Annotated in this window: 21 protein-coding genes; 12 read left to right on the forward strand and 9 right to left on the reverse strand. The window is 62.5% G+C overall.

Translation table 11 applies throughout. The features are described 5' to 3' along the window. Position 1 precedes the first annotated feature (1 nt). From CK498_RS03700 to CK498_RS03715, 4 genes are all read right to left on the reverse strand, one after another. On the reverse strand, positions 2-2,530 hold the full coding sequence (locus CK498_RS03700) for an Hsp70 family protein (RefSeq protein WP_095619487.1): 2,529 nt from the start codon (positions 2,528-2,530) through the stop codon (positions 2-4). A 2-nt stretch (positions 2,531-2,532) separates the two neighbouring features. Beyond that, complete coding sequence (locus tag CK498_RS03705; RefSeq protein ID WP_095619488.1) at positions 2,533-2,874, reverse strand: hypothetical protein; 342 nt, start codon at positions 2,872-2,874, stop codon at positions 2,533-2,535. Positions 2,875-2,903: 29 nt separating this feature from the next. Further along, the gene (locus CK498_RS03710; RefSeq protein ID WP_095619489.1) at positions 2,904-4,541 is read right to left on the reverse strand and encodes a hypothetical protein; all 1,638 of its coding nucleotides are present in this window, start codon (positions 4,539-4,541) and stop codon (positions 2,904-2,906) included. Between the two features lie 81 nt (positions 4,542-4,622). Beyond that, complete coding sequence (locus CK498_RS03715; RefSeq protein ID WP_217987680.1) at positions 4,623-5,474, reverse strand: hypothetical protein; 852 nt, start codon at positions 5,472-5,474, stop codon at positions 4,623-4,625. A 365-nt stretch (positions 5,475-5,839) separates the two neighbouring features. Here CK498_RS03715 and CK498_RS03720 point away from each other — a divergent pair, with 365 nt between their 5' ends. From CK498_RS03720 to CK498_RS03735, 4 genes are all read left to right on the forward strand, one after another. After that, positions 5,840-6,460: a hypothetical protein gene (locus CK498_RS03720; protein ID WP_095619491.1), complete on the forward strand. Its 621-nt coding sequence runs from the start codon at positions 5,840-5,842 to the stop codon at positions 6,458-6,460. Positions 6,461-6,579: 119 nt separating this feature from the next. Then, positions 6,580-7,098 (forward strand): phosphatidylglycerophosphatase A family protein, encoded by a 519-nt coding sequence (locus CK498_RS03725; protein ID WP_229358942.1) that lies wholly within the window; start codon positions 6,580-6,582, stop codon positions 7,096-7,098. Positions 7,099-7,179: 81 nt separating this feature from the next. After that, positions 7,180-8,205, forward strand: coding sequence for a CNNM domain-containing protein (locus CK498_RS03730; protein WP_095619492.1), 1,026 nt, complete (start codon positions 7,180-7,182; stop codon positions 8,203-8,205). A gap of 34 nt (positions 8,206-8,239) precedes the next feature. Further along, a complete protein-coding gene (locus tag CK498_RS03735; protein WP_095619493.1) occupies positions 8,240-8,824 on the forward strand; it encodes a YqhA family protein in 585 nt (194 codons plus the stop codon). A gap of 287 nt (positions 8,825-9,111) precedes the next feature. On the opposite strand, the gene CK498_RS03740 is transcribed toward CK498_RS03735, so the two are convergent. From CK498_RS03740 to CK498_RS03755, 4 genes are all read right to left on the reverse strand, one after another. Further along, the gene (locus tag CK498_RS03740; RefSeq protein ID WP_095619494.1) at positions 9,112-10,542 is read right to left on the reverse strand and encodes an MBL fold metallo-hydrolase RNA specificity domain-containing protein; all 1,431 of its coding nucleotides are present in this window, start codon (positions 10,540-10,542) and stop codon (positions 9,112-9,114) included. A 163-nt stretch (positions 10,543-10,705) separates the two neighbouring features. Further along, a complete protein-coding gene (locus CK498_RS03745; RefSeq protein WP_095619495.1) occupies positions 10,706-11,188 on the reverse strand; it encodes a hypothetical protein in 483 nt (160 codons plus the stop codon). Positions 11,189-11,279: 91 nt separating this feature from the next. Beyond that, the gene (locus CK498_RS03750) at positions 11,280-11,540 is read right to left on the reverse strand and encodes a hypothetical protein (RefSeq protein ID WP_229358943.1); all 261 of its coding nucleotides are present in this window, start codon (positions 11,538-11,540) and stop codon (positions 11,280-11,282) included. Positions 11,541-11,578: 38 nt separating this feature from the next. Further along, complete coding sequence (locus CK498_RS03755; RefSeq protein WP_095619497.1) at positions 11,579-13,009, reverse strand: sigma-54 interaction domain-containing protein; 1,431 nt, start codon at positions 13,007-13,009, stop codon at positions 11,579-11,581. A 597-nt stretch (positions 13,010-13,606) separates the two neighbouring features. Here CK498_RS03755 and speB point away from each other — a divergent pair. The 4 genes from speB to CK498_RS03775 all read left to right on the forward strand — a co-directional run bounded on the left by speB (position 13,607) and on the right by CK498_RS03775 (position 19,547). Continuing rightward, a complete protein-coding gene (gene speB, locus CK498_RS03760; RefSeq protein ID WP_095619498.1) occupies positions 13,607-14,557 on the forward strand; it encodes an agmatinase in 951 nt (316 codons plus the stop codon). A gap of 48 nt (positions 14,558-14,605) precedes the next feature. Further along, positions 14,606-15,985, forward strand: a complete 1,380-nt coding sequence (locus CK498_RS03765; protein ID WP_095619499.1) for a YjiH family protein — start codon at positions 14,606-14,608, stop codon at positions 15,983-15,985. 10 nt (positions 15,986-15,995) lie between these two features. Beyond that, positions 15,996-17,612, forward strand: coding sequence for a 5-guanidino-2-oxopentanoate decarboxylase (locus tag CK498_RS03770; protein ID WP_229358944.1), 1,617 nt, complete (start codon positions 15,996-15,998; stop codon positions 17,610-17,612). Positions 17,613-18,101: 489 nt separating this feature from the next. Beyond that, on the forward strand, positions 18,102-19,547 hold the full coding sequence (locus tag CK498_RS03775) for an aldehyde dehydrogenase family protein (protein WP_095619500.1): 1,446 nt from the start codon (positions 18,102-18,104) through the stop codon (positions 19,545-19,547). Positions 19,548-19,636: 89 nt separating this feature from the next. Here CK498_RS03775 and CK498_RS03780 read toward each other — a convergent pair whose 3' ends face one another. Further along, positions 19,637-20,017 carry a histone-like nucleoid-structuring protein, MvaT/MvaU family gene (locus tag CK498_RS03780; protein ID WP_095619501.1) on the reverse strand — a complete coding sequence of 127 codons (381 nt, stop codon included), beginning with the start codon at positions 20,015-20,017 and terminating at the stop codon, positions 19,637-19,639. A gap of 314 nt (positions 20,018-20,331) precedes the next feature. On the opposite strand from CK498_RS03780, the gene bioA reads away from it, so the two are divergent. The 4 genes from bioA (at position 20,332) to CK498_RS03800 (ending at position 25,239) form a co-directional block, all read left to right on the forward strand. Then, the gene (gene bioA, locus CK498_RS03785; RefSeq protein WP_095619502.1) at positions 20,332-21,603 is read left to right on the forward strand and encodes an adenosylmethionine--8-amino-7-oxononanoate transaminase; all 1,272 of its coding nucleotides are present in this window, start codon (positions 20,332-20,334) and stop codon (positions 21,601-21,603) included. 341 nt (positions 21,604-21,944) lie between these two features. Beyond that, positions 21,945-22,697, forward strand: a complete 753-nt coding sequence (locus tag CK498_RS03790; protein ID WP_095619503.1) for an SDR family oxidoreductase — start codon at positions 21,945-21,947, stop codon at positions 22,695-22,697. A 30-nt stretch (positions 22,698-22,727) separates the two neighbouring features. Continuing rightward, positions 22,728-23,582: a fumarylacetoacetate hydrolase family protein gene (locus CK498_RS03795; protein ID WP_095619504.1), complete on the forward strand. Its 855-nt coding sequence runs from the start codon at positions 22,728-22,730 to the stop codon at positions 23,580-23,582. A 13-nt stretch (positions 23,583-23,595) separates the two neighbouring features. Further along, positions 23,596-25,239 carry a UxaA family hydrolase gene (locus CK498_RS03800; protein WP_095619505.1) on the forward strand — a complete coding sequence of 548 codons (1,644 nt, stop codon included), beginning with the start codon at positions 23,596-23,598 and terminating at the stop codon, positions 25,237-25,239. Positions 25,240-25,962: the final 723 nt, after the last annotated feature.

Here is a 25,962-nt window from a genome sequence, read left to right on the forward strand (position 1 = left end):
GCTATCCCCGCATCAGGCCGGCGATTTCACTGGCCGTTGCCGCGTGGACCTGATGCTGTGCCTGGTTGTTGAACATCTGGTTGTTAATGCCCTTCAGTCCTGTGATGTCGTTCTTTTGAACGGCCTCCTGCCCCTCCTTGACCAGCCGGGCATGGCGTTCTGCGTCCACCGCCGTCGCGCCTTTCTCCGACAGGTTGCGGAAGACGCTGACCACCACCTCCGGGCGTTCGGTCATCAGGTCATAAACGGTCGCATCCATGTCGTTGAGAATCTGCTCGGCGTCATTCAGCGCTTGCTCGTCGCCGCGCTTGAGCTCCTCCAAGGCGCTGTCTGCCATACGTCTGAAGCGCTCGCTATCCCTTGGCATGTTGCCGCCCTCTATCTCGCGGTCATACGCCCTGACGAGGTCGGTGTGGCGCCCATGCAGCATGGTGGCGCGATGTTCCGGTGAGTTGACCAGCTGCGAAAGGTCTTGACGCAAGGCACGCACCCGCTCGCTGATACCGCGACGTACCTCGGGATCATTGGCACGTTCGGCGGCACGCCGTTGCTCCTGGATCGCAGCACCGATGTGACGGATGTCGCTTCGCGCCATTTTGCCCAATGCCGTATCGGCCTGCTTGAGCTCAGCATTGGCTTCATCGAGTAGCCCCGTCAGCAAGGCCTCGCCGTCATGGTCGGCAAAGTTGCGATGGCCATCGGTGTCGGCGTAGAGGTGTCCCGTATCGAATGTTTGCCCCACTGCGGGAACATCGATGACGACACGCAGGATCCCGCTGTCATTCATCCGCCATTGGCAGATGATCTCATCACCCTTGTTGATCGCCATACCGGGTAATAGATCGCTGCTGGAGATACGGAAGGCACCAACACTCAGGTTCTGCTCGGGATCGTTGACGTTCTCGGCATGCTGGTACAGCTCTAGCGCGATGTAGTCGTTACTGCCCGATTTTACGTCCCGCGCCGCGCGAAACGACTTGGTTCCCTCCGCCGGCAGTAAGGTGCCTTTGTCGACCATCGGTTCGAGGGTATTCGAGGCAATATTGCCATCCATCTCCACGACCTTCGCCGAGATGGTCTGTGTCGCCGGTATGCCCGCCGCACTGGCATGGGTCCTGAGAATGACGATCTGCTTGCTGGCATCGGTCAACGGCCGTCCATCGGCGGCGAAGACGCTGATGCGGAAGTGGTTCTCTCCCTGCTGGGCAACCGGGAGTCGTATCGCTGTATTGCCGTCCAGCGGCTGCCGACCGGAGGTCCAACCTTGCGTGCAGTCTACCTGTACCTCGAGTGCATCGCGTTGAGTGGCAGCGCATGAAATCTTGAGCCGCGCGGTATCTCGCGAGGTGCGCGAGGGGAAGTCGTAGCGCAGGGCATATTCGGCGATCTCCACACTCTCCCGCGACGACTTGCGTGCCGTTCCATCGTCCCCCCACTCACGGCTCTCGGCATAAATCGCGGCACCGTAGCTTACCGCCACCATCGGATCGACGGTGATATCGGCAACGATCCCCAATTGGTCGGCCACCCGTTCCGCCAACCAAGGGGTCTTGGTGGGCCCACCGATGAACAGCACTCGATCCACGTCACTCGCCTGGTAACCGTTCTTGGCGAGTATCCGACGACATAGCTCGATGGTCTCATCTACTTGTGGCTCGATCAGCTGACGTAGCTGTTGCCGCGTCACCGGGACGTCGAGATAGACAGGCTCACCGCGAAGGTCGCGGGTGCCGATCTCATCGCTGGAGACAAAAACGGTTTCGCTCTCGCTTCTCGATAGCGCAATCTTGGCCCGCTCGGTGGCCAGTCGGGCGATACGCAGCAAGCGCTGGTAATCCGCTCCCTTGAGAAAATCATCGGGCAGCGTGAAGTGTTGCTTGAGCCAGGGAACGACCAGGCTGTGGAGGATCTCGCGGTCGAAGTCCCGCCCCCCCAGCATGTTGATCCCCAAGTTGTCGAGGACGTTGACGGCTCCACCGACACTCTGGACCAACGCGACATCGAAGGTGCCTCCCCCCAGGTCATACACCAGGAATAGCCCCGTATTGAGCTCACCATCGGCAATCGCCGCCATGGAGGCAGCAATAGGCTCCTGCAACAGACCCACGGCCTGAATCCCGGCGTCGCGAGTCGCCCGCAGCGTTGCCTCACTCTGCATCTGATTGAACGCCGCAGGAATGGTGACGATACAGCCTTCGACCTGCTCATCGGGAAATGCCTTGAAGACCTGGCCCAGCAATTGGCGAACGATATCCGAGCTGGCCTGTTCAGGGGTCATCGTATGCCCATTACCTAGCGTCAACTCGGTAGACGTGCCCATCAGACGCTTGAAGCCCGATGCCACGTTCTCGGGCGCCAGCACCATCTGCTCGAAGGCGCGTTGTCCATAAAGCTTGCTTCCCTGAGCATCCATGTAGATAACGCTAGGAAGGATGTTGTCGCCACCTTCCATGGTCACGACGTCCACTTGGCCGCGGTGATAGCAGGAAACCGCACTATTGGAGGTACCAAGGTCGATGCCAATGTACATATTCAATCTCTCTCTGCGACGATAACGCGGCCGAGGTGCACCACTTCGCCGCGCTGTACGATGGTCGGCTCGATGGTCTGAGTCACGACCAGGTCACGCTCACCGGCCACCTCTTCGTTATTGATCACTTGCACCGGCAGATTGGGTTCATAGCGCTGGTGTGTATAGTCCACCACTTCCAGCGCCAGCGGTGCGAGCATACGTTCTACCTGGCGCACCGAATAACGCAGCTGTGCCGCCTGCTGCTTGAACTCGCTGGCAGGGAGAGCAGTAAGCAATGACTCGCAGATCTTTTCGACACGCCAATACTCTAGAACCATGCCTTTGGAAAACTCTATATCCATTTCAACCTCATTGGCCTTGGCATTAAAACTCAAAGTGTGGCCAGGAAAATAAACAAGATCAGTACAACGATGGCAAAGCCCCAGCCGAGAATACTGACCAGCGCATCATCCGGCATGTTTTCCATGGCTTGCTGCTGCGTCTCCAGGTAGCGTCGTTTCTCTTCATCATCGCGAAACCTTTCATAGCCTTTTTCCACCCATCGGGAGAAATCACCCTTCATGCCTCTCAACATACTGGTCTCGATACCGGCCTGAATTTCAATCCATAGCACATGATTCCAACGCGCCTTGAGACGTTTCCCTGAAACGCCCTCAAATGGATAGTGCTTCTCTATCTCTACCAGCTGATGAACGGCATAAATAATGAGTTCCGGCTTTTTTAGCTTGGCCACTACCTCTGATATTCTCACCCAGGCCCCACGCATCGTTTCTTCATCACCGGCACGCTGCAAGAGCTCAATGAGCTCTTGGAAAAAATTATTCTCCAGGCCTGGGGCAAGGCTTCTACTCTGATGCTTGACGAGATTCCATTCTAGCTTGTCGCTTTCCTCTTCCAGTGTTCCTGCCCAGTGGCAAAAATCCGGCTCACTCTCTTCCAAAGCGTTAAGGTCGCGGACTTCCTGCAAGATCCCGACGACCTCCTCTGCTTTCGCCTGGAGACGTGGCATCAACTGGGTCATTTCATAAGCGGCGTTGGCTATGTTCAATGCCGACGCTGGAGCATAGCTATTAAGCGCCAAGGCGTTGTTGAGGTAAGACCCCACCACTGCGGCGCTACGAGGCTCATCCAGCCCCTTGCGGTAGCTGCTCAATCGGAGGGGCTTGGAACACTCTGCCCAGTCGCGCAACTTTTCGATGAGTGCTTCCTCAATGACACGGTACTCATCGGCATCGATTTCACGCTCATCTTCGAGTTCTTCGTCGAGTAGCTTCCTCAAGGCCGGCAACTTATCGTCTATCTCATCTGCGAGGCGATCCAGAGGACGTTGAACCCAGCGCTGGTATAGAGCAACCAGGCAGTTAATAAAGGTGCTCGTTGCCGATGTCTTCTGAGCGCTTTCCAGTGCTTCCGAAAGCACTCCAGGCAACGCTTTCTCATCCTTTGACAGTAGCGCGAACAGCGCATCGGCATGAGCCTGGATGCAACGACTGAGTTCGCTTTCGACCTGGTCACGATTGACAAGAGGGAAGCCGCTAGCGTCTCGCTGACGATTGATAATCTCGGTAACACTCTCCGACTCAACCGTGGCCCAGAGCTGGATTATAGATTTCAGGTCGGAAGACGTCACCGTCTCGCCTGCGCCAGCCAGCATGGCGAAGCGAAAGTTGACGGCCGCGAGCGGCGGCCATTCCGAGGGTGGCGTGGCCCACCGAGCCTTGACCGCCCGCTGGGCTTCATCGGCCTCGACACCCGGCAACCAACTGACTTCCGCTGCCAGGCGCGGTAATGAACTACTCAGCAGTTGATATAGCCGTAATGCCTCGCGCTCATTGATGAGGTGATCATCGATGGCATCTTCGTAGCGATCAGTCAGTGCCTCGAGGCCCTCACAGGGCGACGAACCGAGAACGTAAAACGGATTATTATCAAGAGAATGGCCAGCGTGGATCAGCTCGGGATATATCTTCTCGGACTCAGTCGACACTTTTTCCGCCAGCTCGCTCATTCTCGTTCACCCTCAATTATCTTCCGGTCTCTTATGGAACCAAATAACATGTTCAGCCATTTATCACTCAATGGCTGAATATCAACGCACTACGATGCTCGACACGTTATATTTTGCCGCTCGGTTAGGCAGTAGCCCATTCATGTCATCGGATACTTTTCCGGCGATCATACGCTGGCATGCAGATCGGTTCGCTCCGGCAGGACGGCTAGTTCCCTGCACGAACTCAAGCTGCCTTTCCGTCTGACTGACAGATCGACTCCCCATATCACCGACGATGATATCGATATATCTGCTGCCGGTTTCGATACGCGTCTGATCGAAGAACTCTTGATCGAGATGGGATATCATCTTTTTGTGCCCTATCGGCAAAGGCATTTCGAAGCCAAAGAGAGAAAAGCTGACTACCAGAGGGGGTGGGGGCTCGGTCGTATTGACACGAATAACGCACATAAACCTACGACTTCTACGCTCACCAGTGCTTCCACCATAGTCGTGGACATCTTCTGTGTAATAAACATCGGCGTTGGCACTCTCCCAAATCAACGGGATGCTATAGCGCTGACCGTGTTCGACACCCAGTACTTCCAGTGCGTCTTCATCGGTCTCTGTAATTTCAATTTCCAGCACTGGGCGCAAGTCAGCTTCTGGCATGAGTCGTGATTCGACTATTTCAGCCAACTCTTCGACCTGCTCTCTAGACAGGTCATTTTCCGATGGCAGCTTTACGAGCAACCCACCGTCAGACCAGCTCATGTCGTATGAATAGTCACCAGCGTCATCAATCGCATTACTGACTTGCTGCTCGGCCAGCGTACGGTCTCCAACACTTTTCTGGAAGGAAACCTCCAGCTCACGCCCACAACCCACCAGGCATATGGCGATACATGCCAGCAATATTTTATGTTTCATTTGCATCAATCCCTTGCGCACATCATATCCATTGCCAGCTTTTCATCAGCACTCGGACGATAGGCGGCGTACACTACGACAAAGGCACGTAGGATGGAATGCAACGGCCTACAGTGACAGCAATGTCTCACACGTTTTGTAGGTTATATCCTACATCTGAGAGGTGCTGTCACCGCTACGAAGGGATACGGAAAGAGGAGAAAGCGAGCAATGCTGGTACACACATGCGATCTCGTCGTGTAAGACATTGACTACATCCCATGTAAGCTAAAAACCATTCAACACGCCAATCAAAGCATCTATCATGGCCGCTTCATCACGGTAGTATCTACAGCATCGGCATGAGAGCCGACGCTGTATTCCCTTCCCACCATCTGGAGCCTTGCGTGTTACCTCTGACATTCAAACAATCGTTCGACATCGACTTCGTTACCGACCTCTACCAGCGACTCCAGCAACATGACGATGGCATCACACTGATTCTTCGCACCAAAAGCGGCCGCAAGACAGAGGACATTGACAAGGCATGCATAGGTGAGATTCGCAGTGCGACTAACAAAGCACTGTTCGCCATGAATCACAAGGAAGGCATCGTTCACTACGATAAAGCTGGCAGTCTTCAAGAACCGTTACTCGCCTTCCTCAAAGAGCGTCAAGTCGCCCAACAACCGGTCAAGGGCGATCTAGCTACTGTCTGTACTGGGATATACGTTGCGCTGATTTCCATCGTTGGGCTGATATACGCCAACAACAACGATGCGCCGATGCTCTATATGCTACTGCTTACTTGCCTCGCACTCACTCTGCTCGGCCTGACCATGCTGTCTCATGCTTACAAACCTGATCAACGCAAGTGGTCACTACCTGCGATCATCGTGCTGGCTATCGGGGCACTCCCCACGGCGCCTGCCAGCCTGTTGGTACTACCCATGATCTCGACCTTCGGCCAACGCAAGCTTCAACGCCTCCTCAAGCAGGATGAACCAGCCGCGAGCGTGGCAGACTAGCCATCCCAGAGCACCGGCTAGATAGCTGATGAATTCGCTCCTACACTGGCGTGGCGCCAAGGCCAATGTGAGAGAGACGTCAGTCTCGATGGGGTTAAACGCACCACCAGTGCTACGCTATGTCGCTCTTGAACGATGCCTCGGGAGGCAAGCGCGTGCTGGAAGGGATGCTCATCGCGGTGGGAACCGGTTTTGGCCTCGGCACCCTGCCTCTGGCACCGGGGACCTTCGGCAGTCTGCTGGGCCTGCCGCTGGCTTGGTGGCTGCTGCGCTATCCACTAGCGATTCAGGCATTCCTTGCGGTCCTGCTGATCGCAGTGGCCATCTCGCTATGCCACTATGCGGCGCTGGCAGTTGGCGGCGGTGATCCGTCGCAGATCGTTGCCGATGAGTTCCTGCTGTTCCCGCTAGCGGTTTTCGGTCTGCAGGCCGCGCGTAACCCCTGGGTAATGGCCTCTGCGTTGCTGTTATTCCGCCTCTTCGACATTCTCAAACCGCCGCCGATACACTGGGTGGAAAGCTGGCCTGGCGGCTTGGGGATCGTCGCCGACGATGCGCTGGCAGCTCTCTGCACCTGGGTCGTGATGGCGGGCTTGTTGCAGCTTCGCCGGTGGCAGCTGAAGCGCACAGGCCAATAAGGGGAACGCATCCGCGCGCCGACGTTGACAGCATCTCGGCCATTGCGTATATAGCGCGAACACTACCCACCGCGAGCCCCCATGATTCTTCTTGCGACGATCATCGTTGCGTCACTTGCCATATCGTTCTTGTGCTCCGTCCTCGAAGCCGCACTGCTTTCGCTCACGCCAAGCTACATTGCCCGGCTCAAGGAGGATCGACCTACCGCTCACGCCGCACTGGCGGCACTCAAGGCCAATATCGACCGGCCGCTGGCCGCCATACTGACGCTTAATACCATCGCGCATACCGCCGGCGCCACCGGCGTTGGCGCCCAGGTGGCGGTGCTTTTCGGCGAGACCTACATTGCCGTGGCCTCCGCAGTCATGACGCTGCTGATCTTGGTGCTCTCGGAGATCATTCCCAAGACCTTGGGCGCGACCTACTGGCGCCAGCTGGCGCCGTTCCTGCCCCCGCTGCTGCGCGTCATGATCGTGCTGCTGATGCCGTTCATCTGGCTGTCGGAAAGGATCACCCGGCGGATGGGAAAATCCGAGCACGACGTCGATCTGCGCGCCGAGATCAAGGCGCTGTCCAGCATCGGACTCGAGGAGCGCGTGCTTGACCCGGACGAGTCACGCACCATCATCAATATCCTCAACCTGCATGAGATGGCGGTGAAGGATGCCATGACGCCACGCACGGTGTGTGAAACGGTGCCCCCGGAGATGACGGTTGCGGAGTTTGATGCGCAGTATGGCAAGACGCCCTTTACCCGCCTGCCGGTCATGGACCAGAGTGAGCACGCCTTCGGCTATGTGCATCGTTCCGATACCTATCATGCCGATGATGCGCAGACCATGGGCGAGCTGAAGCGGCCCGTCGTCAGCATTACCGACACCACCAGCATCGAGCAGGTCTTTTCCGATATGCTGCGAGATCACCACCACCTGCGGGTAGTACACGACGAGCACGGCACCTGGGTGGGGTTGATCACGCTGGAAGATATCATCGAAACCATCCTCGGCCAGGACATCGTCGATGAAACCGATGACGTGCATAATCTGCGTCAGTACGCCAAACAGCGCTGGTTGAGGCGCTTGAAACACCACGCATCGCCGCGCTGACCTTCGCGCACCACTGCCTCGAGATACCGCCAATATGCACAACGATCCTGGTTCACACGACGACTCGCGGCCGACGCCAGCAGCCACCCCACCGCACGCGCCACAGAGCCGCACCGAGCAGCGGCTGGAGCGCTACCTGTGGAATTCACGCTTCCTGGTCATGATGGCAGTCGTCCCCAGCCTGCTGGGCGCGGTCGTGCTGTTTACCATCGGCACCATCGACATCGTCAAGGTGTTGATCGATACCGTGATCTATTACCTGTTTGGTGGTGTCGAGGACATTCACGATAGCGTGGTGCCCAATATCATCATGGCCATCGATATCTACCTGATCGCCATCGTGCTGTTGATCTTCGGCCTCGGCGTCTACCGACTGTTCGTGTCACCCATCGAGCAGGCCGAGGATCATACGCCCCATCACCCGTTCAACGTGCAGTCGTTCGACCAGCTCAAGGACAAGATCGCGCGGGTGGTGATCCTGGCGGTAATCATCGAGTTCTTCCGCGCCGTGGTGGATATACGCTTCCAGACGCCGCTGGATGCCATCTATCTGGCACTCTCGGTATTGGCACTTGCCGCCGCGCTCTACCTGATGAGCCTCGCCCAGCGTAAGGAGTAGCCACCCGGCAGCGCTGCGCGCTGCAATCGCGACTGAAGTCGCTCCTACACTGGGAGTGGTGCCAAAGCCAATGTGGGAGAGACTTCAGTCTCGATGGGATTGGCCTACCCCAGCAGCGCTGCGCGCTGCAATCGCGACTGAAGTCGCTCCTACACTGGGAGTGGCGCCAAAGCCAATGTGGGAGAGACTTCAGTCTCGATGGGGGTGATCTACCCGGGCAGCGCTGCATCGCGAATAAATTCGCTTCTACGCTGGGGGGCGGTGCCAAGGCCAATGTGGGAGTGATGTCAGTCACGATGAGGTTGGGTTTGGCTGACGTTGGCTATTACGTCGATATGGTGCCCGGCCGCCTTGGCCCAGGCGTCTATCTCGGCCTTGAGGGCCGCCTTGGCGTGGGCATCGCCGTGGACCAGGCGGATCTCGCGGGGCGGCTTGCGCATGCGGCGGATGAAGTTGAGCAGGTCGTGCTGGTCGGCGTGGGCCGAGTAGCCGCTGATACTCTCGACGTGAGCGCGAATGTCGATGCGCTGGCCGTCGATCTCGACCCAGCCGCCGCGGGGGCCGTAGCGGCGGATGTCGTTGCCCAGGGTACCGGGGGCCTGATAGCCGACGAACAGCACGGCGTGGCGCGGGTCGCCGAGCATCTGGGCGAGGTAGTTGACCACCCGCCCACCGCTGGCCATGCCGCTGGCGGCAATCACCACCGCGGGCCGGCCGCTGCTGGCCAAGTAGGCCACCGTACGCTGGTGGGCGTCGTGACCTTCCACGGTGGTGAGATTGTCGAAGCTCAGCGGATGGCGCCCGCCGCGTAGCAGGCGGTGGGCCTCGGCGTCCCAGTAGGGTTTGAGCTCGCGGTAGAGCTGGGTAAAACGCGCAGCCAGCGGCGAGTCGATGATGATCTCCAGCTCGCGCCAGCGCGAATCCTTGGCGGCGTGGATCAAGCCTTCCAGTTCGTAGAGCAGCTCCTGGGTACGGCCGATGCTGAAAGCGGGAATGATCACCGTGCCGGCGTTCTGCAATGCTTTTTCGATGGCGGCCTTGAGGCGCGCCCTGCGGGTGCGGCGCTGCTCGTGCAGCCGGTCGCCGTAGGTTGACTCGAGTACCAGCACGTCGCAGCTGTGGGGTGGTTTGGGTGCCGGCAGCAGTGGCGTGTAGGGGGCGCCGAGGTCACCGGAGAACAGCGTGCGCTGGCGTTTGCCGCTAGCCTGCTCGAGGCTGTCGACCTCGATATAGGCGGAGCCGAGGATATGCCCGGCGCGCTGTAGCCTGACCTTGACGCAGTGCCGGGCATCGTCGAGCAGGGTATGCCAGGTGTTGTACTCCAGCGCCACCAGGCGCCCGCCCACTTCGCCGAGGAAGCGCTCGATCAGCTGCGCGTCGCGGGTGAAGCCGATGCGCAGGGCGTCTTCGATCACCAGCGGCAGCAGCCGCGCCGAGGGCACCGAGCAGAGAATCGGGCCGGAGTAGCCCGCCGCCAGCAGGTAGGGCAGCCGGCCGATATGGTCGATATGCACGTGGCTGACCAGCAGCGCCAGTAGGTCGTCGACGCTGAACGCCACCTGATGCTGCTCGAAGGCGCTGTCGCCGTCGGCGTCCTGGCCCTGGAACAGGCCGCAGTCGACCAGCAGGGCGCGGTCTGCAGCTAGCTGCAGCCGATGGCAGCTGCCGGTTACCCCCTCGACGCCACCGTGATGACGAATCTGCGGATAGTCGTCCATGCCCCAGGTTCCTTTGCGTGCTTATCTTTTTTGTTCAGCCTACCCGATGGCCTGGCCTGCCGCCAGGAGGTCAACACACAACGAGGCGGCTTCCTGGAGTGGAAGCCGCCTCGCGGTATTGGCCGAGACCTGTCAGCGATCTCGGTGCCAGCTTTGCCGCTGCTTACTGCGGCGCTTGCTGCTGCTGTTGCTGCTGCTGCATCTGCTCCTGCATCTGGCGCATCTGCTCTTGCTGCTGGCGCGCAGCTTCGTCGAGGGCGTCACGCTGCTCCTGGGTCATGGCCGCTTCGATGCGCGACTGCAGAATGACGCTTTCGGCGGCGATCTCGGCGGTGACTTCACCCAGCTGGGTCGCGGTCTGGCGGATGGCGTTCTCATCAAAGTCGGGGCCGGAGTGGTCGAGCAGCTGCTGCTCGAGGGCCTGGACTTCGTCCTGGCGCTGGCCAACGCCCTGCTGCAGCTCGGTGAGGTAGCCGGCGATCTGGTCCTGCTGCGCCTGATCCAGCCCCACCATCTCGTCCAGCTGAGCGACCTGCTGCTGGGGGCTCGGCGCCGCCTGCTGCTGCGGAGCCATTTGCTGGGCGACGGCCGGGACGGCCACCAGGGCGGCAAGCATTGGAGCCGCGAGGCGCGTTACAAAGGACATATCATCTCCGTGTCAATACAGTGATATACGACCCTAACGCGTTTACTACCGGGGTGGGAACCGGCATATGTGTCATTCTGTAACGAGCGAATCAGGCGATCTTGCCTAGCGACAGCATGGTCCGCATTAGCAGGCTGACCGACTCGCTGGGCTGTTGGTACTCCTGCATCAGCGCCCTGACACGGCGCTCGAAGGCCTCCTGATCGTCACGCTGCTGGGCCTCACGGCGGGCTTCGGCGCTCATCACGGTGGGCATGTCGCGGGGCACTTGGCCCCTGTCGAGTGCCGCAAGGGCATCGGCGAAGGCATCGTCGAGCTCGCGGAATTTGCGCAGTTTCTCGCGCTCGTCCATAGGTTTGGGGCGTTTTTCGTATCGCATTCTTGAGTGACTTATCTCTCGTTATGAATCGTCAGACCATACTTACTGAGCTTGCGCACCACGCTGGGCTGACTGATGCCCAGGCGCCGGGCCATGGCATAGGTACTCGGATGGTCGCGGCACAGTGATGCGAGGATATCGCGCTCCACCGCCGCCATCGCCTGCTTGAGGGTTTGCCCCTCGGGTAGCAGCATATTGCCAGGTGTGGACGCAGCGGATGAGCGATCACTAACCAGTATACCGGGTTCCTGGCCGGCGGCGAACCTCTGCTGCCCCACTTCAGGCTCAATCAGGTCGCCGGGCGACGATAGCCAGGCGCGCTCCAGGGTGTTTTCGAGCTCTCGTACGTTACCCGGCCAGTCGCGGGTCATCAACTGCGACCACAGGCCGGCATGCAGCAGCTTGTTGCCGCCATAGCGCTGGTTGAGTCGGGCCAACTGCAACTCGGCGAGCACCGGAATGTCTTCACGGCGCTCGCGCAGCGGCGGCAGCGTGACCGGTATCACGTTGACCCGGTAGTAGAGGTCGAGGCGAAAGCCGCCCTCCTCCACGCGCCGGGCAAGATCCTGATTGGTGGCCACGACCAGCCGGAAGTCGACCCGCCGCGGCCGGGTATCGCCCAGCCGTGTCAGGCTACCGTCCTGGATCACCTTGAGCAGCTTGGTCTGCATGGCCAGCGGTAGTTCACCGATCTCGTCGAGAAACAGCGTCCCGCCATCGGCCTGCTCGAGCAGCCCGGCGCGGCCGTGGCGGGTGGCGCCGCTGAAGGCGCCGGGTTGATAGCCGAACATCTCCGACTCGAACAGACTCTCGGGAATCGAGGCGCAGTTGACGTCGATGAAGGGGCCGTCGCCACGCCTGCTCCAGCGGTGCAGCTGGCGGGCGAAAGCGGTCTTGCCCACCCCTGACTCGCCGAGCAGCAGCACGGTGGCGTCGGTGGGCGCCACGCGCTTGAGCAGCACGGCGATCTCGCGCATCACGCCGCTGCGCACCTCGAGGCTGTCGAGCTCCAGGTCGTCGCCGATCGAACCGCCGCCGCTGCGCTTGAGGTGGTCGCTGAAGCGCTGCTGCAGCAGCGCATACTCGTCCTGCAGCAGCTGCAGGTCGGTGAGATCCATCGAGCGGCTGACCACCCGCTCGAGCTTGCCGGCGATATACACCGGATGCGCCTGGGCGATCACCCGCCGCCCGGTGGCGGTCTGCTGCATCAGCTGGGCGGGCTCGCCGGTGCGCATCACCTCCAGGCTTACCGAGGGCTTGAGAATGCCCTTGGTTTCCAACGCCTGCACCGTGGTGCGACAAAGCGCCTCGCGGCTCATGCCGTATACCGCTGCGGCACCTGGGCTGACGTCCAGCACCCGGCCCTCGCCGTCGACGATGAAGAAGTGATCGCTGGCCGTCTCAACGATGGTGGCCAACACTTGGCTGTCGATGTCGCGCATGGCAGGTCTCGATGAAGGCGAAAGTGATACGTTAACGCATCATTGATGCATTTTTAAATCAATTTGGCGGCGCAATGATGTAAAAACGCATCACCCTGCCGGAAACCGCCTATAAAACAGTCGCGTAAACTTGGCACGCAATGTGCACAAGGAAAGGCAGGCAGCGCTGCGCGCTGCATCGCGACTGAAGTCGCTCCCACAAGAGGAGTGGCGCCGAGGCCAATGTAGGAGCGAATTCATTCGCGATGGGGTTGAGTTACCCCAGCAGCGCTGCGCGCTGCATCGCGACTGAAGTCGCTCCCACAGGAACAAAGTGCCAAAGGCCAGTGTAGGAGCGAATTTATTCGCGATGGGTTTGAGTTACCCCGGCAGCGCTTCGCGCTGCATCGCGACTGAAGTCGCTCCCACAAGGGGAGTGGCGCCGAGGCCAGTGTAGGAGCGAATTCATTCGCGATGGGGTTGAGTTACCCCGGCAGCGCTTCGCGCTGCATCGCGACTGAAGTCGCTCCCACAGGAACAAAGTGCCAAAGGCCAGTGTAGGAGCGAATTTATTCGCGATGGGGTTGGCCCGTAACACCATTACACAAGGAGAACAGCATGAGCGACTTCAACCAGCCGCTGGGCGGCAACGAGATGCCGCGTTTCGCCGGCCCGGCGACCATGATGCGCCTGCCCAGCCAGGACAGCGCCGCCGGCCTGGACGTGGCCTTTATCGGCGTTCCGATGGATATCGCCACTTCCAACCGGCCCGGCACGCGCCTCGGGCCGCGCCAGATCCGCGACGAGTCGCGCATGCTGCGCCCCTACAACATGGCGACCCGCGCCGCGCCCTTCGACAGCCTGCAGGTGGCCGATATCGGCGACGTGCCGATCAACACCTTCCACCTGCCCAAGAGCGTCGACATCATCAGCGCCTTCTACGATGAGGTGCTGCGCCACGACTGCAAACCGCTGACCATGGGCGGCGACCACCTGATCACCCTGCCCATCCTGCGCGCCATGGCCAACAAACACGGCCCGGTGGGCCTGATCCATATCGACGCCCATGCCGACGTCAACGAGCACATGTTCGGCGAGCCCCTCGCCCACGGCACGCCCTTCCGTCGCGCCCAGGAAGAAGGCCTGCTGGCCCACGGCAAGGTGGTGCAGATCGGCCTGCGGGGCACCGGCTATGCCGCCGAGGACTTCGACTGGTGTCGCGACCAGGGCTTCCGCGTGGTGACCGCCGAGGAGTGCTGGTACAAATCGCTGGCGCCGCTGATGGCGGAGGTGCGCGAGCAGATGGGCGATACGCCGGTCTATATCACCTTCGACATCGACGGCCTCGACCCCTCGGTGGCCCCCGGCACTGGCACCGTCGAGATGGGCGGCCTGACCTCGGCCCAGGGCCTGGAGCTGGTGCGCGGCGCAGCGGGCCTCAACATCGTCGGCGGCGACTTGGTCGAGGTATCGCCGCCCTATGACCCCAGCGGCAACACCGCACTGATGGGCGCCACGCTGCTCTATGAAATGTTGTGCGCACTACCCGGCGTCAAGCACCAGGATTGATCAAGCCGATATCCCCCACTGACTGACGACAACAACGAGGATGACCTCATGCCCTCTTCCGACACGACCCAAGAGACGGTGCCCCGAGCGCCGCTAGACCGTGGCAACCTGCTGAAATTCCTGATCCCCTCGGTGATTGGTGTGAGCCTGTTCCTGATTCCGTTTCAGGTCGGCGACACCATCAACATCGGCATGGGCCTGATGGCCGACGGCCTCAAGGCGCTGCTCGACGGCGCGCTGCCAGCCATCGCTACCGTAGTGCTATGCCTATCGGTGGTACTCACCGCCTGGGTCAAAATCTCCAGGCCGGCCTTCGCCGCCGAGGGCGTGTTCAAGGACATGTTCGATGTCGGACCGGTGTGGTTCGGCATGCGTATCCTGGGCGCAGCCTTCGCGCTGATGACCTTCTTCCAGTTCGGGCCCGAGTTCGTCACTGCCTCTTTCACCGGCGGCGTGATGCTCAACGACCTGGCACCGGTGCTGCTGACGTTCTTCTTCTTCGCCGCCATCCTGCTGCCGTTTCTGGTCGACTTCGGCTTCATGGAGTTCATCGGCAGCCTGGTGCGCAAGCCGTTCCGGGTGATCTTTCGCCTGCCTGGGCGCAGCGCCATCGATGCCACCGCCTCGTGGATGGGCTCGGGCACCGTGGGCGTGCTGATCACCACTCAGCAATACGAGAAGGGCTACTACAATCGCCGCGAGGCGGCGGTGATCGCCACCAACTTCTCGATCGTATCGATCGCCTTCAGCCTGCTGATCACCAGCTTCGTCGACCTCAACCACATGTTCGTGCAGTTCTACTTCACGGTGGTGGTGTCGGGGCTGATTGCCGCCATCATCGTGCCGCGCCTGCCGCCGCTGTCGCGCAAGCCGGATACCTACTACGAACCGGTGGGCTGCCAGCTGCGCGAAAAGCGCACCGACGACATGGGCGTATTCCGCTACAGCCTGACCATGGCGGTGAAGCGCGCCGAGAACGCCCCAGGTCCGCGCGAGCTGCTGCGCAACGCGCTGTTCAACGTCGCCGACATCTTCCTGGCGCTGCTGCCGCTGGTGATGGCAATCGGTACCGTGGCACTGATCCTGGCCGAGTTCACGCCGCTGTTCACCTGGCTCTCCTACCCGATGGTGCCGGTGCTCGAGCTGCTGCGCATCCCCGAGGCCGAGGCCGCCGCACCGGCGACCCTGGTGGGCTTCGCCGACATGTTCCTGCCGGCGGTGCTGGCGACCAATATCGAGAGCGAACTGACCCGCTTCGTGATCGCCTGCCTGTCGCTGACCCAGCTGATCTACATGTCGGAAATCGGCGCGCTGATCCTCAAGTCGAAGATTCCGCTCAAGCTATGGGAACTGCTGGTAATCTTCCTGCTGCGCACGGCGATCACCTTGCCGATCATCGCCTTCATGGCGCATACCTTCTTCTTCTGAGGCAGATGTGATGACCGACACCTCCATGACCTGCGCCGAGCTGCTGATTCGCCTGCTGCGCGATACCTATGGGGTCGACACCCTGTTCGGGATTCCCGGCGTGCATACCGTGGAGCTCTACCGCGGCCTAGAGGGCAGCGGCATGCAGCACGTCACGCCGCGCCACGAACAGGGCGCCGGCTTCATGGCCGATGGCTACGCGCGGGCCAGCGGCAAACCCGGGGTGTGCCTGATCATCACCGGGCCCGGCATGACCAATATCGCCACCGCCATGGGCCAGGCACTGGCCGACTCGGTGCCGATGCTGGTGATCTCAAGCGTCAACCGCCGCGATACCCTGGGCCGCGGCCAAGGCCGGCTGCATGAACTGCCCAGCCAGCAGCAGATGATCAGCGGCGTGGCGCGCTTCAGCCACACCCTGCTCGATGCTGAGGCCCTGCCCGAGGTGCTGGCACGGGCCTTCGCGGTATTCCGCGGGGCGCGGCCGGGGCCGGTGCATATCGAGATCCCCATCGACCTGTTCAGTGTGCCGGTGACGGCGCCACGGGCCTGGCAGGCGCCGGCGATCTACCGCGCCGCACCGGACCCCGAGGGCCTGATCCAGGCAGCCAGCTGGCTACGCAGCGCCGAGCGTCCGCTGGTGCTGCTCGGTGGCGGCTGCGTGGATGCCCCCGAGGCGGCGCGTGCGCTGGTCGAACGCCTCGATGCGCCGACGGTGACCACCATCAACGCCAAGGGCCTGCTGGGTCGCCACCATCCGCTCGACCTGGGCGCCAATGCCGCCCTGCCGGCGGTACGCGAGCTGGCCCGCGACGCCGACGTAATCCTCGCCGTGGGCACCGAGCTCGGCGAGACCGACTACGACGTAGTGTTCGACGACGGCTTCGCGCTGGCCGGCACGCTGATTCGCATCGACCTCGACCCCGAGCAGCTGGTGCGCAACCAGCGCCTGTCTTTGGGGCTGGTGGCCGATGCCGGGCGCAGCCTGGCGCTGCTGCTCGAGCACTTTCCCACCCCGCTACAGCGCCACGGCGTGGCCCGGACTGCGGCAGCACTGGCGGCCCTGGACCTGGCCCACGACCCGGCCTTCGCCGACTTCGTACCGTTCTACGCTACCCTGGCCGAGCAGCTGCCCGAGGCGATCCTGGTCGGCGACTCCACCGCGCCGGTATATGCCGGCAATCACCTGGTCTCGCAGCCGGCGCCGCGCCGCTACTTCAACGCCTCGACCGGCTACGGCACCCTCGGCTACGGCCTGCCGGCGGCACTCGGCGCCCAGTTGGCGCGGCCCGACCTGACGGTGGTGGCGCTGGTCGGCGATGGCGGCGTCATGTTCACTCTGTCGGAGCTGGCCACCGCGGTGGAGGAGCGGCTGCCGGTGGTGATCCTGCTGTGGCACAACACCGGCTACGAGGAGATCAGGCGCTATATGGATGCCCATGGCGTCGAACGGCTCGGGGTGGATATCCTGCCGCCGGACTTCCTGGCCCTGGCGCGCGGCTTCGGCTGCGTGGCCACCCATGTCGACGACCCGGCAAGCCTCAGTGAAGCCCTGGCCTCGCGCCCGCTGGACGGCCCCTTTCTGATCGAGATCGGCGCCGAACCCTGGCAAACCCATCGCGAATGAATTCGCTCCTACAGGGTCATGACACCAAGGCCAATGTAGGAGCGACTTTAGTCGCGATGGGGTTGATCTATTCCAGCAGCGCTGCGCGCTGCATCGCGAATGAATTCGCTCCTACAGAGAGTGGCGCCAAAGCTAATGTAGGAGCGACTTCAGTCGCGATGGGGTTGATCTGGCCCAGCAGCGCTGCGCGCTGCATCGCGAATGAATTCGCTCCCACAGGGAGTGGCGCCAAAGCTAATGTAGGAGCGACTTCAGTCGCGATGGGGTTGGGTGGTATCGGCCCGGCAGCGCTGCGCGCTGCAATCGCGAATGAATTCGCTCCCACAGGGAGTGGCGCCAAAGCTAATGTAGGAGCGACTTCAGTCGCGATGGGGTTGATCTGGCCCAGCAGCGCTGCGCGCTGCATCGCGAATGAATTCGCTCCCACATAAGGGAGTGGCGTCAAGGCCAATGTAGGAGTGGCGCCAAGACACACATAGGAGATCTCAGGTGCAACGACTCGATCATCACTATATCGACGGCCGCTGGGTGGCGAGCCGCGGAGCACGCTGGCTGCCGGTGTTCAATCCGTTTCGCGAGCAGGCGATCGCCGAGGTGACCGCCGGCGATCCGGCGGATGTCGACGACGCCGTGGCCGCGGCACGCCGCGCGCTGCCCGCCTGGCAGGCACTTGGTGGCGCCGCACGTGGGGGCTATCTCGATGCCTTCGCCGACGCCCTGACGCAACGCCGCGAGGCGCTGGTGCGGCTCTCCAGCACCAATAACGGCAAGGTGCTGGCCGAGGCCGAGATCGACCTCGACGACGCCATCGCCTGCTATCGCTACTACGCCGAACAAGCCCGGGCGCTGGACGCCCGCCAGGGCCAGGCCGTGGCAATAGAGATGGAAGGCGTCGAGGCGCGCTGCTACTTCGACCCGGCCGGTGTGGTGGGGCTGATCACGCCGTGGAACTTCCCACTGGTGACCAGCGCCTGGAAGCTGGCCCCGGCACTAGCCGCCGGTTGCACCGCGGTGCTCAAGCCCTCGGAGGTCACCCCGCTGCCTGAGCAGGCGCTGGCCGAGATCGCCGCCGAGATCGGGCTTCCCGCCGGCGTGCTCAACCTGCTGCACGGCGACGGCGAGGGCATTGGCGCTCCGCTCACCGCCCATCGCGACGTCGACAAGGTCTCGTTCACCGGCAGCAACCGGGTCGGCGAGGCGGTGATGCGTGCCGCCAGCGAGGGCTCGCGCGGGGTCTCGCTGGAGCTGGGCGGCAAATCGCCAATTGTGGTGCTCGACGACGCCGACCCCGAGCAGGCCGCCGACTGGATCATGGCAGGCATCTACTTCAACGCCGGCCAGATCTGCTCGGCCACCTCGCGGCTGATCGTCGATAGCAGCCTGGCCGATGCGGTCTACGCCGCCCTGGCCAGCCGTATCGACGCGCTGCGGCTCGGCGACCCGCTCGACGAAGCCAGCGACATGGGGCCGCTGACCAGCGAGCGCCAGCGCGAGGCGGTAAATGCCTATCTGGCCATTGCCGAACAGGAGGAGCTCAGCGCGGTACGCGACGGCCGTGATCGTCACTTGCCCGAGCAGGGCTACTTCCTGGCACCAACGCTGTATCGCGATGTGCCCACCACTAGCCGCCTGTGGCAGGAGGAGATATTCGGCCCCGTGCTCTGTGGCCACTCCGCTACCAGCGAGGAAGAAGCGATCGAACTGGCCAACGCCAGCGACTTCGGCCTGGCTGCTACGGTAATCAGCGCTGATCCGGCGCGTGCCAAACGCGTGGGCCGCCAACTTCGCGCCGGCAGTATCTGGTATAACAGCGAACAGTTGGTATTACCGCAAACCGGTTGGGGCGGCTTCAAGCGTAGCGGTATCGGCCGGGAACTCGGCCCATGGGGGCTTTCCGCCTATCTCAAAGTCAAGCATATCGTCGGGCCGCAATAACGCCGCGACGCTATTCGGGACTCGCCACAAACAAAAGGCCGCGCAGTTTGCGCGGCCTTTTGCCAGATATCAACCCGGGTAACGCAGTATCACTCTTCGATACGTACCAGCCAGGACTCGACGGTGTCGTTGCCGAACTCGTCTTTCCATGCCTTGAGGGTCTTCTGATTGCCACCGCGAGTCTCGACGACTTCACCGGTGTTGGGGTTCTTGTAGATCTTCAGCTTGCGCTTGCGGCGACCACCGGCTGCGGCAGAGGGCGACTTGGCGGCGGCCTTGTTGGCCGGCTTGGGGTCAAGCAGGTCGATCACGTCAGCGGCCGACTTGTTGAACTCCTTCATCAGCGCTTCGAGCTTTTCCTTGAACTCGAGCTCGGCCTTGAGGCGCTGATCGCTTTCCATGTTGTGCAGTTCTTCGGTGAGCTGCTTGAGAAGCTGCTCTTTCTGCATGTAGGTGCTAAGCAGAGACATTGCATTTCCTTTCTTTAACGGATGTCAGTTTGCGGGATGCCGACGCATTATCACCGCAATCGATGCTAAGTTTCAATATCATAGCGAGATTATCTCGACTCCTCAACTTAACGCCAGTCAATTAATCAACAGCCTAATAGCCGGACTTATTGTTTAAAGCCATGCGTGCGCCTACATGCAGCGGGCTTGCCCCGCCCTGATAGCCTGCCTGGCCTGTTCTGATCATCCTGCCCGGCCGACTGCTGGTGCCCTTCCTTAGGCTTTGTTAACCTACTTAAAAACATAGGTTTACATAACTTCTACAAGGTCTCCCCATGCCGTCAAATACCCTATGGCACCCCTACGCCCAGATGCAGACGCAGCCAGCCCCCCTCGAGGTAGTCGGCGGCCAGGGCCCCTTCATCGAACTTGCCGGCGGTGAGCGGCTACTCGACGCCACCTGCTCGTGGTGGTGCATGATCCACGGCTACGGCCATCCGCGCCTGGTGTCGGCGATCCAGCAGCAGGCCGATACGCTCTGCCACGTGATGCTTGGCGGGATGTCACACGCCCCGGCCGTCGAGCTTGCCGAGACCCTGGTGCGCATCACCCCGCCGGGCCTCGATCACGTCTTCTTCTCGGATAGCGGTTCGGTAGGCATGGAAGTGGCGATGAAAATGGCAGTACAGTACCAGGTACTGCGCGGCCGCCCGCAAAAGCATCGCATGCTGTCATTGATGCGCGCCTACCACGGCGACACCAGCGGCTGCATGGCGGTCTGCGACCCTGAAGAGGGCATGCATTCGCTGTTTGCCGGGCTGCTGCCGCGCCACCACTTCGCACCGGCGCCCACGGCGCCCTTCGATGCCTCGCCGCAGGATGTCGACGCCGATATCGCTGCCCTGCGCACGACCCTAGAGGCCTGCCACCATGAGGTGGCCGCGCTGCTGATGGAGCCGCTGCTGCAGGCCGCCGGCGGACTCAACATGACCTCGCCCCACTATGTCCGCGCCGCCCGCGAGCTGTGCGACGAGTTCGACGTGCTGCTGATCTTCGATGAGGTTGCCACCGGCTTCGGCCGCACTGGCAAGCTGTTCGCCGCCGAGCATGCCGAGGTCACGCCGGACATCATGGTGCTCTCCAAGGGGCTTACCGGCGGCTATCTGGGGCATGCCGCGACCCTGGCCACCGGCCGGGTCTATAACACCTTTCTCAGCGACGACGACGGCCACGCCTTCATGCACGGCCCCACCTTCATGGGCAATCCGCTGGCCTGCCGGGTAGCGCTGGAGAGTATCGCGGTGTTCGAGGAGGAGGACTACCTGGGCAAGATCGCCGAGCTCAACGCTGTGCTGCGCGAGGAATTGCTCAATGAGCGGGTAGCGCGCCACCCCGCGGTCAATGACGTGCGCGTGCTCGGCGCCTGTGCTGCCATCGAGTTCAAGGATGCCGTCAGCCTGGCCGGTGCCCAGACCCACGCGCGCCGCCAGGGTGTCTGGCTGCGCCCGTTTGGCCGCTGGCTCTACACCATGCCGGCCTATATCACCACGCAGGATGAGCTACGCCAGATCACTGCGGCGATGACCTCCTGGGTCGAGCAGTGTTGACGCCCAATGGTTCTCCAGGCGGCCTGCGGGCCGCTTTTTTTGTGCTTGAGCGGCGGCTAAACAGGATTGTCGCAGTTGCCCTAAGCGAGGGACGCCGGGGACAGGCCGAAGAGGAGGTTCTACGCCAGGGATGGCGTAGGTAGCGCCCAGGGATGGTTTTACAGCGCCTCCTCGCAGGCCTGTCGCCGGATCAGTGCCGAGCGGGGCTGCTATCTACGGGCCGCCTTTTCCGTGCTTGAGCGGCGGCTAAGCCGATCAGTTGGCAAGCTTGGCGAGATGTTCCATACTGACGAGCTATCGGGCTAGCATCCTGTCATACCACTTACCCTCAGGACCCGCCGATGCAACGACTGAATAACAAGACCGCCCTGATTACCGCCGCCGGCAACGGCATTGGCCACGCCGCAGCACGGCGCTTTGCCGCAGAAGGCGCACGGGTGATCGCCACCGACATCGACGCCGACGCCCTGGCCACGCTGCACACCACCGCGGGCATCGAGACACGCCGCCTGGACGTCACCGATAGTGCACAGATCGCAACTCTGGTCGCCGAGCTCGAGCGCATCGACGTGCTGTTCAACTGCGCCGGCTACGTCGCCGACGGGAGTCTGCTGGAGTGCGAGGAGAGCGCCTGGCAGCGCTCCTTCGAGCTCAACGTAACCGCCATGTTCCACCTCACCCGCGCGGTACTGCCGGGTATGATCGATGCAGGCGGCGGCAGCGTGATCAACATGGCCTCGGTGGCCTCGAGCCTCAAGGGCGTGCCCAACCGCTGCGCCTACGGCGCCAGCAAGGCGGCAGTGATCGGATTGACCAAGTCGATCGCCGCCGACTATGTCGGCCACGGCATTCGCTGCAACGCGATCTGCCCGGGCACCGTCGAGTCGCCGTCGCTGCGCCAGCGCATCCGCCTCCAGGCCGAGCGCCAGGGCCGCGACGAGGCCAGCGTGTTCGCCGAGTTCGAGGCCCGCCAGCCACTGGGGCGACTCGGCCGCGCCGAAGAGATCGCCGCCCTGGCCTGCTACCTAGCCGCCGACGAATCCGGCTATACCACCGGCACCACCCATACCATCGACGGCGGCTGGCTAACCTGACCCAGCCCCTTTCACAGCAAGGAAACGCCTATGAAACTGCTGCGCTTCGGCCCTGCCGGCCACGAGAAACCCGGCGCCCTGGATGCCCAGGGCAGAATTCGCGACCTCTCGGCACATGTCACCGACCTGAGCGGCGGCCATCTCGACCGTCGGGCGCTGGCCGAGCTGGCCGCCCTGGATCTCACCCAGTTGCCCGAGGTGGCCGGCGATACTCGCCTGGGGCCCTGCGTGGCCGGGGTCGGTAAGTTCATCTGCATCGGCCTCAACTACTCCGACCACGCCGCCGAAACCGGCGCCGAAGTGCCGCCCGAGCCGGTCATCTTCAACAAGTGGACCAGCGCCATCTGCGGCCCCAACGACGACGTGATCATCCCCCGCGACTCGCACAAGACCGACTGGGAGGTCGAGCTGGGCGTGGTGATCGGCAAGACCGCGCGCTATGTCGACGAAGCCGACGCCATGCAGCATGTGGCCGGGTTCTGCGTGGTCAACGACGTCTCCGAGCGCGAGTTCCAGCTCGAGCGCAGCGGCACCTGGGACAAGGGCAAGGGCTGCGATACCTTCGGCCCACTGGGTCCGTGGCTGGTGACCCCCGACGAGATCGACGACCCGCATCGATTGGCCATGTGGCTGGAGGTCGACGGCAAGCGCTATCAGGACGGCAACAGCAACACCATGGTTTACCAGGTGCCCTACCTGATCAGCTACCTTAGCCGCTTCATGAGCCTGCAGCCCGGCGACGTGATCTCCACCGGCACTCCGCCCGGCGTGGGCATGGGCCAGCAGCCGCCGACCTACCTGCGCCCCGGCCAGACCATGCGCCTCGGCATCGACAGCCTCGGCGAACAGCAGCAGCGCGTGGTCGCCGAGCGCGACGCGCGATGAGCAGGAGCCAGCTATGACCTCTCCGATTGCCAGCGACGCCGGTCGTCTGACCAGCCTGCGCGTACACGCCGACGACAACGTCCGCGTGGCACTCAAGGATCTGCCGGCCGGCAGCGAGATCGACGACGGCGCCACCCGGGTGCGCCTGGTCGAGCCGATCCGCCACAAACACAAGTTTTCGCTGGTCGACCTTGCCGAGGGCGACAGCGTGGTCATGTACGGCGTGACCGTGGGCCGCGCCACCCGGCCGATTGCCGCCGGTGCCGCCATCACCACCGACAACACCACCCACAGCACCGCCTCGAGCACGCCTCAGGCACGCCGCGGCGAGTGGCAGGCGCCGGACGTCGGCGCCTTCACCGGCCTGACCTTCGACGGCTATCGGCGTACCGACGGCAGCGTCGGCACCGCCAACGTCTGGCTGGTGGTACCGCTGGTGTTCTGCGAGAACCGCAACATCGAGGTGCTGCGCCAGTGCGTGGCCGATGCGCTGGGCGAAGATCCCTACCGCGATTACAAACGCATGGCCCGCGAGCTGCTTCACGGCGACGCCGCCGCCGCTCCCTCGCCCCAGGCTGCCGCCGAGCGGCTGTTCCCCAACGTCGATGGCGTGCGCTTCCTGACCCATACGCTGGGCTGCGGCGGCACCGACGACGATGCCCTGGCGCTATGCCAGCTGCTGGCCGGCTATATCTGCCACCCCAACGTGGCCGGTGCCACGGTGCTCAGCCTGGGCTGCCAGAAGGCCCAGATCGAGATGATCCAGCAGGCCGTGGCCAGCCGCGACCCGCAGGGACTGCGCCCGGTGCACTACCTGGAGCAACAGGCCAGCCAGAGCGAGGAGGCGCTGATCCGCGATGCGCTGACCACCATCTTCGACGGCCTGGCCGAGGCCAACCGCACCCCGCGCACCCCGGCCCCGCTCTCGGCGCTGAGCCTGGGCGCCGAGTGCGGCGGCTCGGACGGTTTCTCGGGGCTCTCCGCCAATCCACTGGTGGGCGCGGTGATGGACCGGCTGGTGGCATTGGGCGGTAGCGGCATGCTCAGCGAGTTCCCTGAGCTGTGCGGCGTCGAGCATGAGCTGGTGGCACGCTGCACCGACGACCGGGTGGCCGAGCGCTTCCGCGCATTGATGAGCGCCTACCAGCGCCACGCCTCACGGGTCGGCGCCGACTTCTCGATGAACCCCTCGCCGGGCAATATTCGCGATGGCCTGATCACCGATGCCATGAAGTCCGCCGGCGCCGCCAAGAAAGGCGGCGACAGCCCCATCGTCGACGTGCTCGACTACACCGAGCCGCGCACCCGCGCCGGGCTGAGCCTGCTCTGCTCGCCGGGCAACGACGTCGAGTCGACCACTGCCCTGGCCGGCTCCGGCGCCAACCTGATCCTGTTCACCACCGGGCTTGGCACCCCCACCGGCAACCCGGTCACCCCGGTGTTGAAGATCTCCAGCAACAGCGAGCTGGCGGCACGCATGAGTGACGTGATCGACTTCGACGCCGGGCCGATCATCCGCGGCGAGGCGCAGATCGACGAACTCGCCAACGACCTGCTCAGGCTGTGCATCGACACCGCCTCGGGCCGCTACCAGCCGCAGGCAGTGCGGCTGGCCCAGTACGACTTCATCCCCTGGAAGCGCGGTGTGTCGTTGTAAGTTTCGCCAAGGCCAATGTAGGAGCGAATTCATTCGCGATGGGGCTGCTCTACCCCGGCAGCGCTGCGCGCTGCATCGCGACTGAATTCGCTCCCACACTGGGAATGGCAACAAAGCCGTTGTAGGAGCGAATTTATTCGCGATGGGGTGGCTCTACCCCGGCAGCGCTACGCGCTGCATCGCGACTGAAGTCGCTCCCACACTGGGAGTCGTGCCTTTGGCATGGGTGGGAGGATGTCCTGCAACACCGGGAGTGGCGCCAAGGCCAATGTAGGAGCGAATTCATTCGCGATGGGGCTGCTCTACCCCGGCAGCGCTACGCGCTGCATCGCGACTGAAGTCGCTCCCACACTGGGAGTCGTGCCTTTGGCATGGGTGGGAGGATGTCCTGCAACACCGGGAGTGGCGCCAAGGCCAATGTAGGAGCGAATTCATTCGCGATGGGGTGGCTCTACCCCGGCAGCGCTACGCGCTGCATCGCGACTGAAGTCGCTCCCACACTGGGAGTCGTGCCTTTGGCATGGGTGGGAGGATGTCCTGCAACACCGGGGGTGGCGCCAAGGCCAATGTAGGAGCGAATTCATTCGCGATGGGGTGGCTCTACACCGGCAGCGCTGCGCGCTGCATCGCGACTGAAGTCGCTCCCACACTGGGAGTCGTGCCTTTGGCATGGGTGGGAGGATGTCCTGCAACACCGGGAGTGGCGCCAAGGCCAATGTAGGA

This window comes from Halomonas salipaludis, from assembly GCF_002286975.1.
In the GTDB taxonomy this organism is placed as follows: domain Bacteria; phylum Pseudomonadota; class Gammaproteobacteria; order Pseudomonadales; family Halomonadaceae; genus Franzmannia; species Franzmannia salipaludis.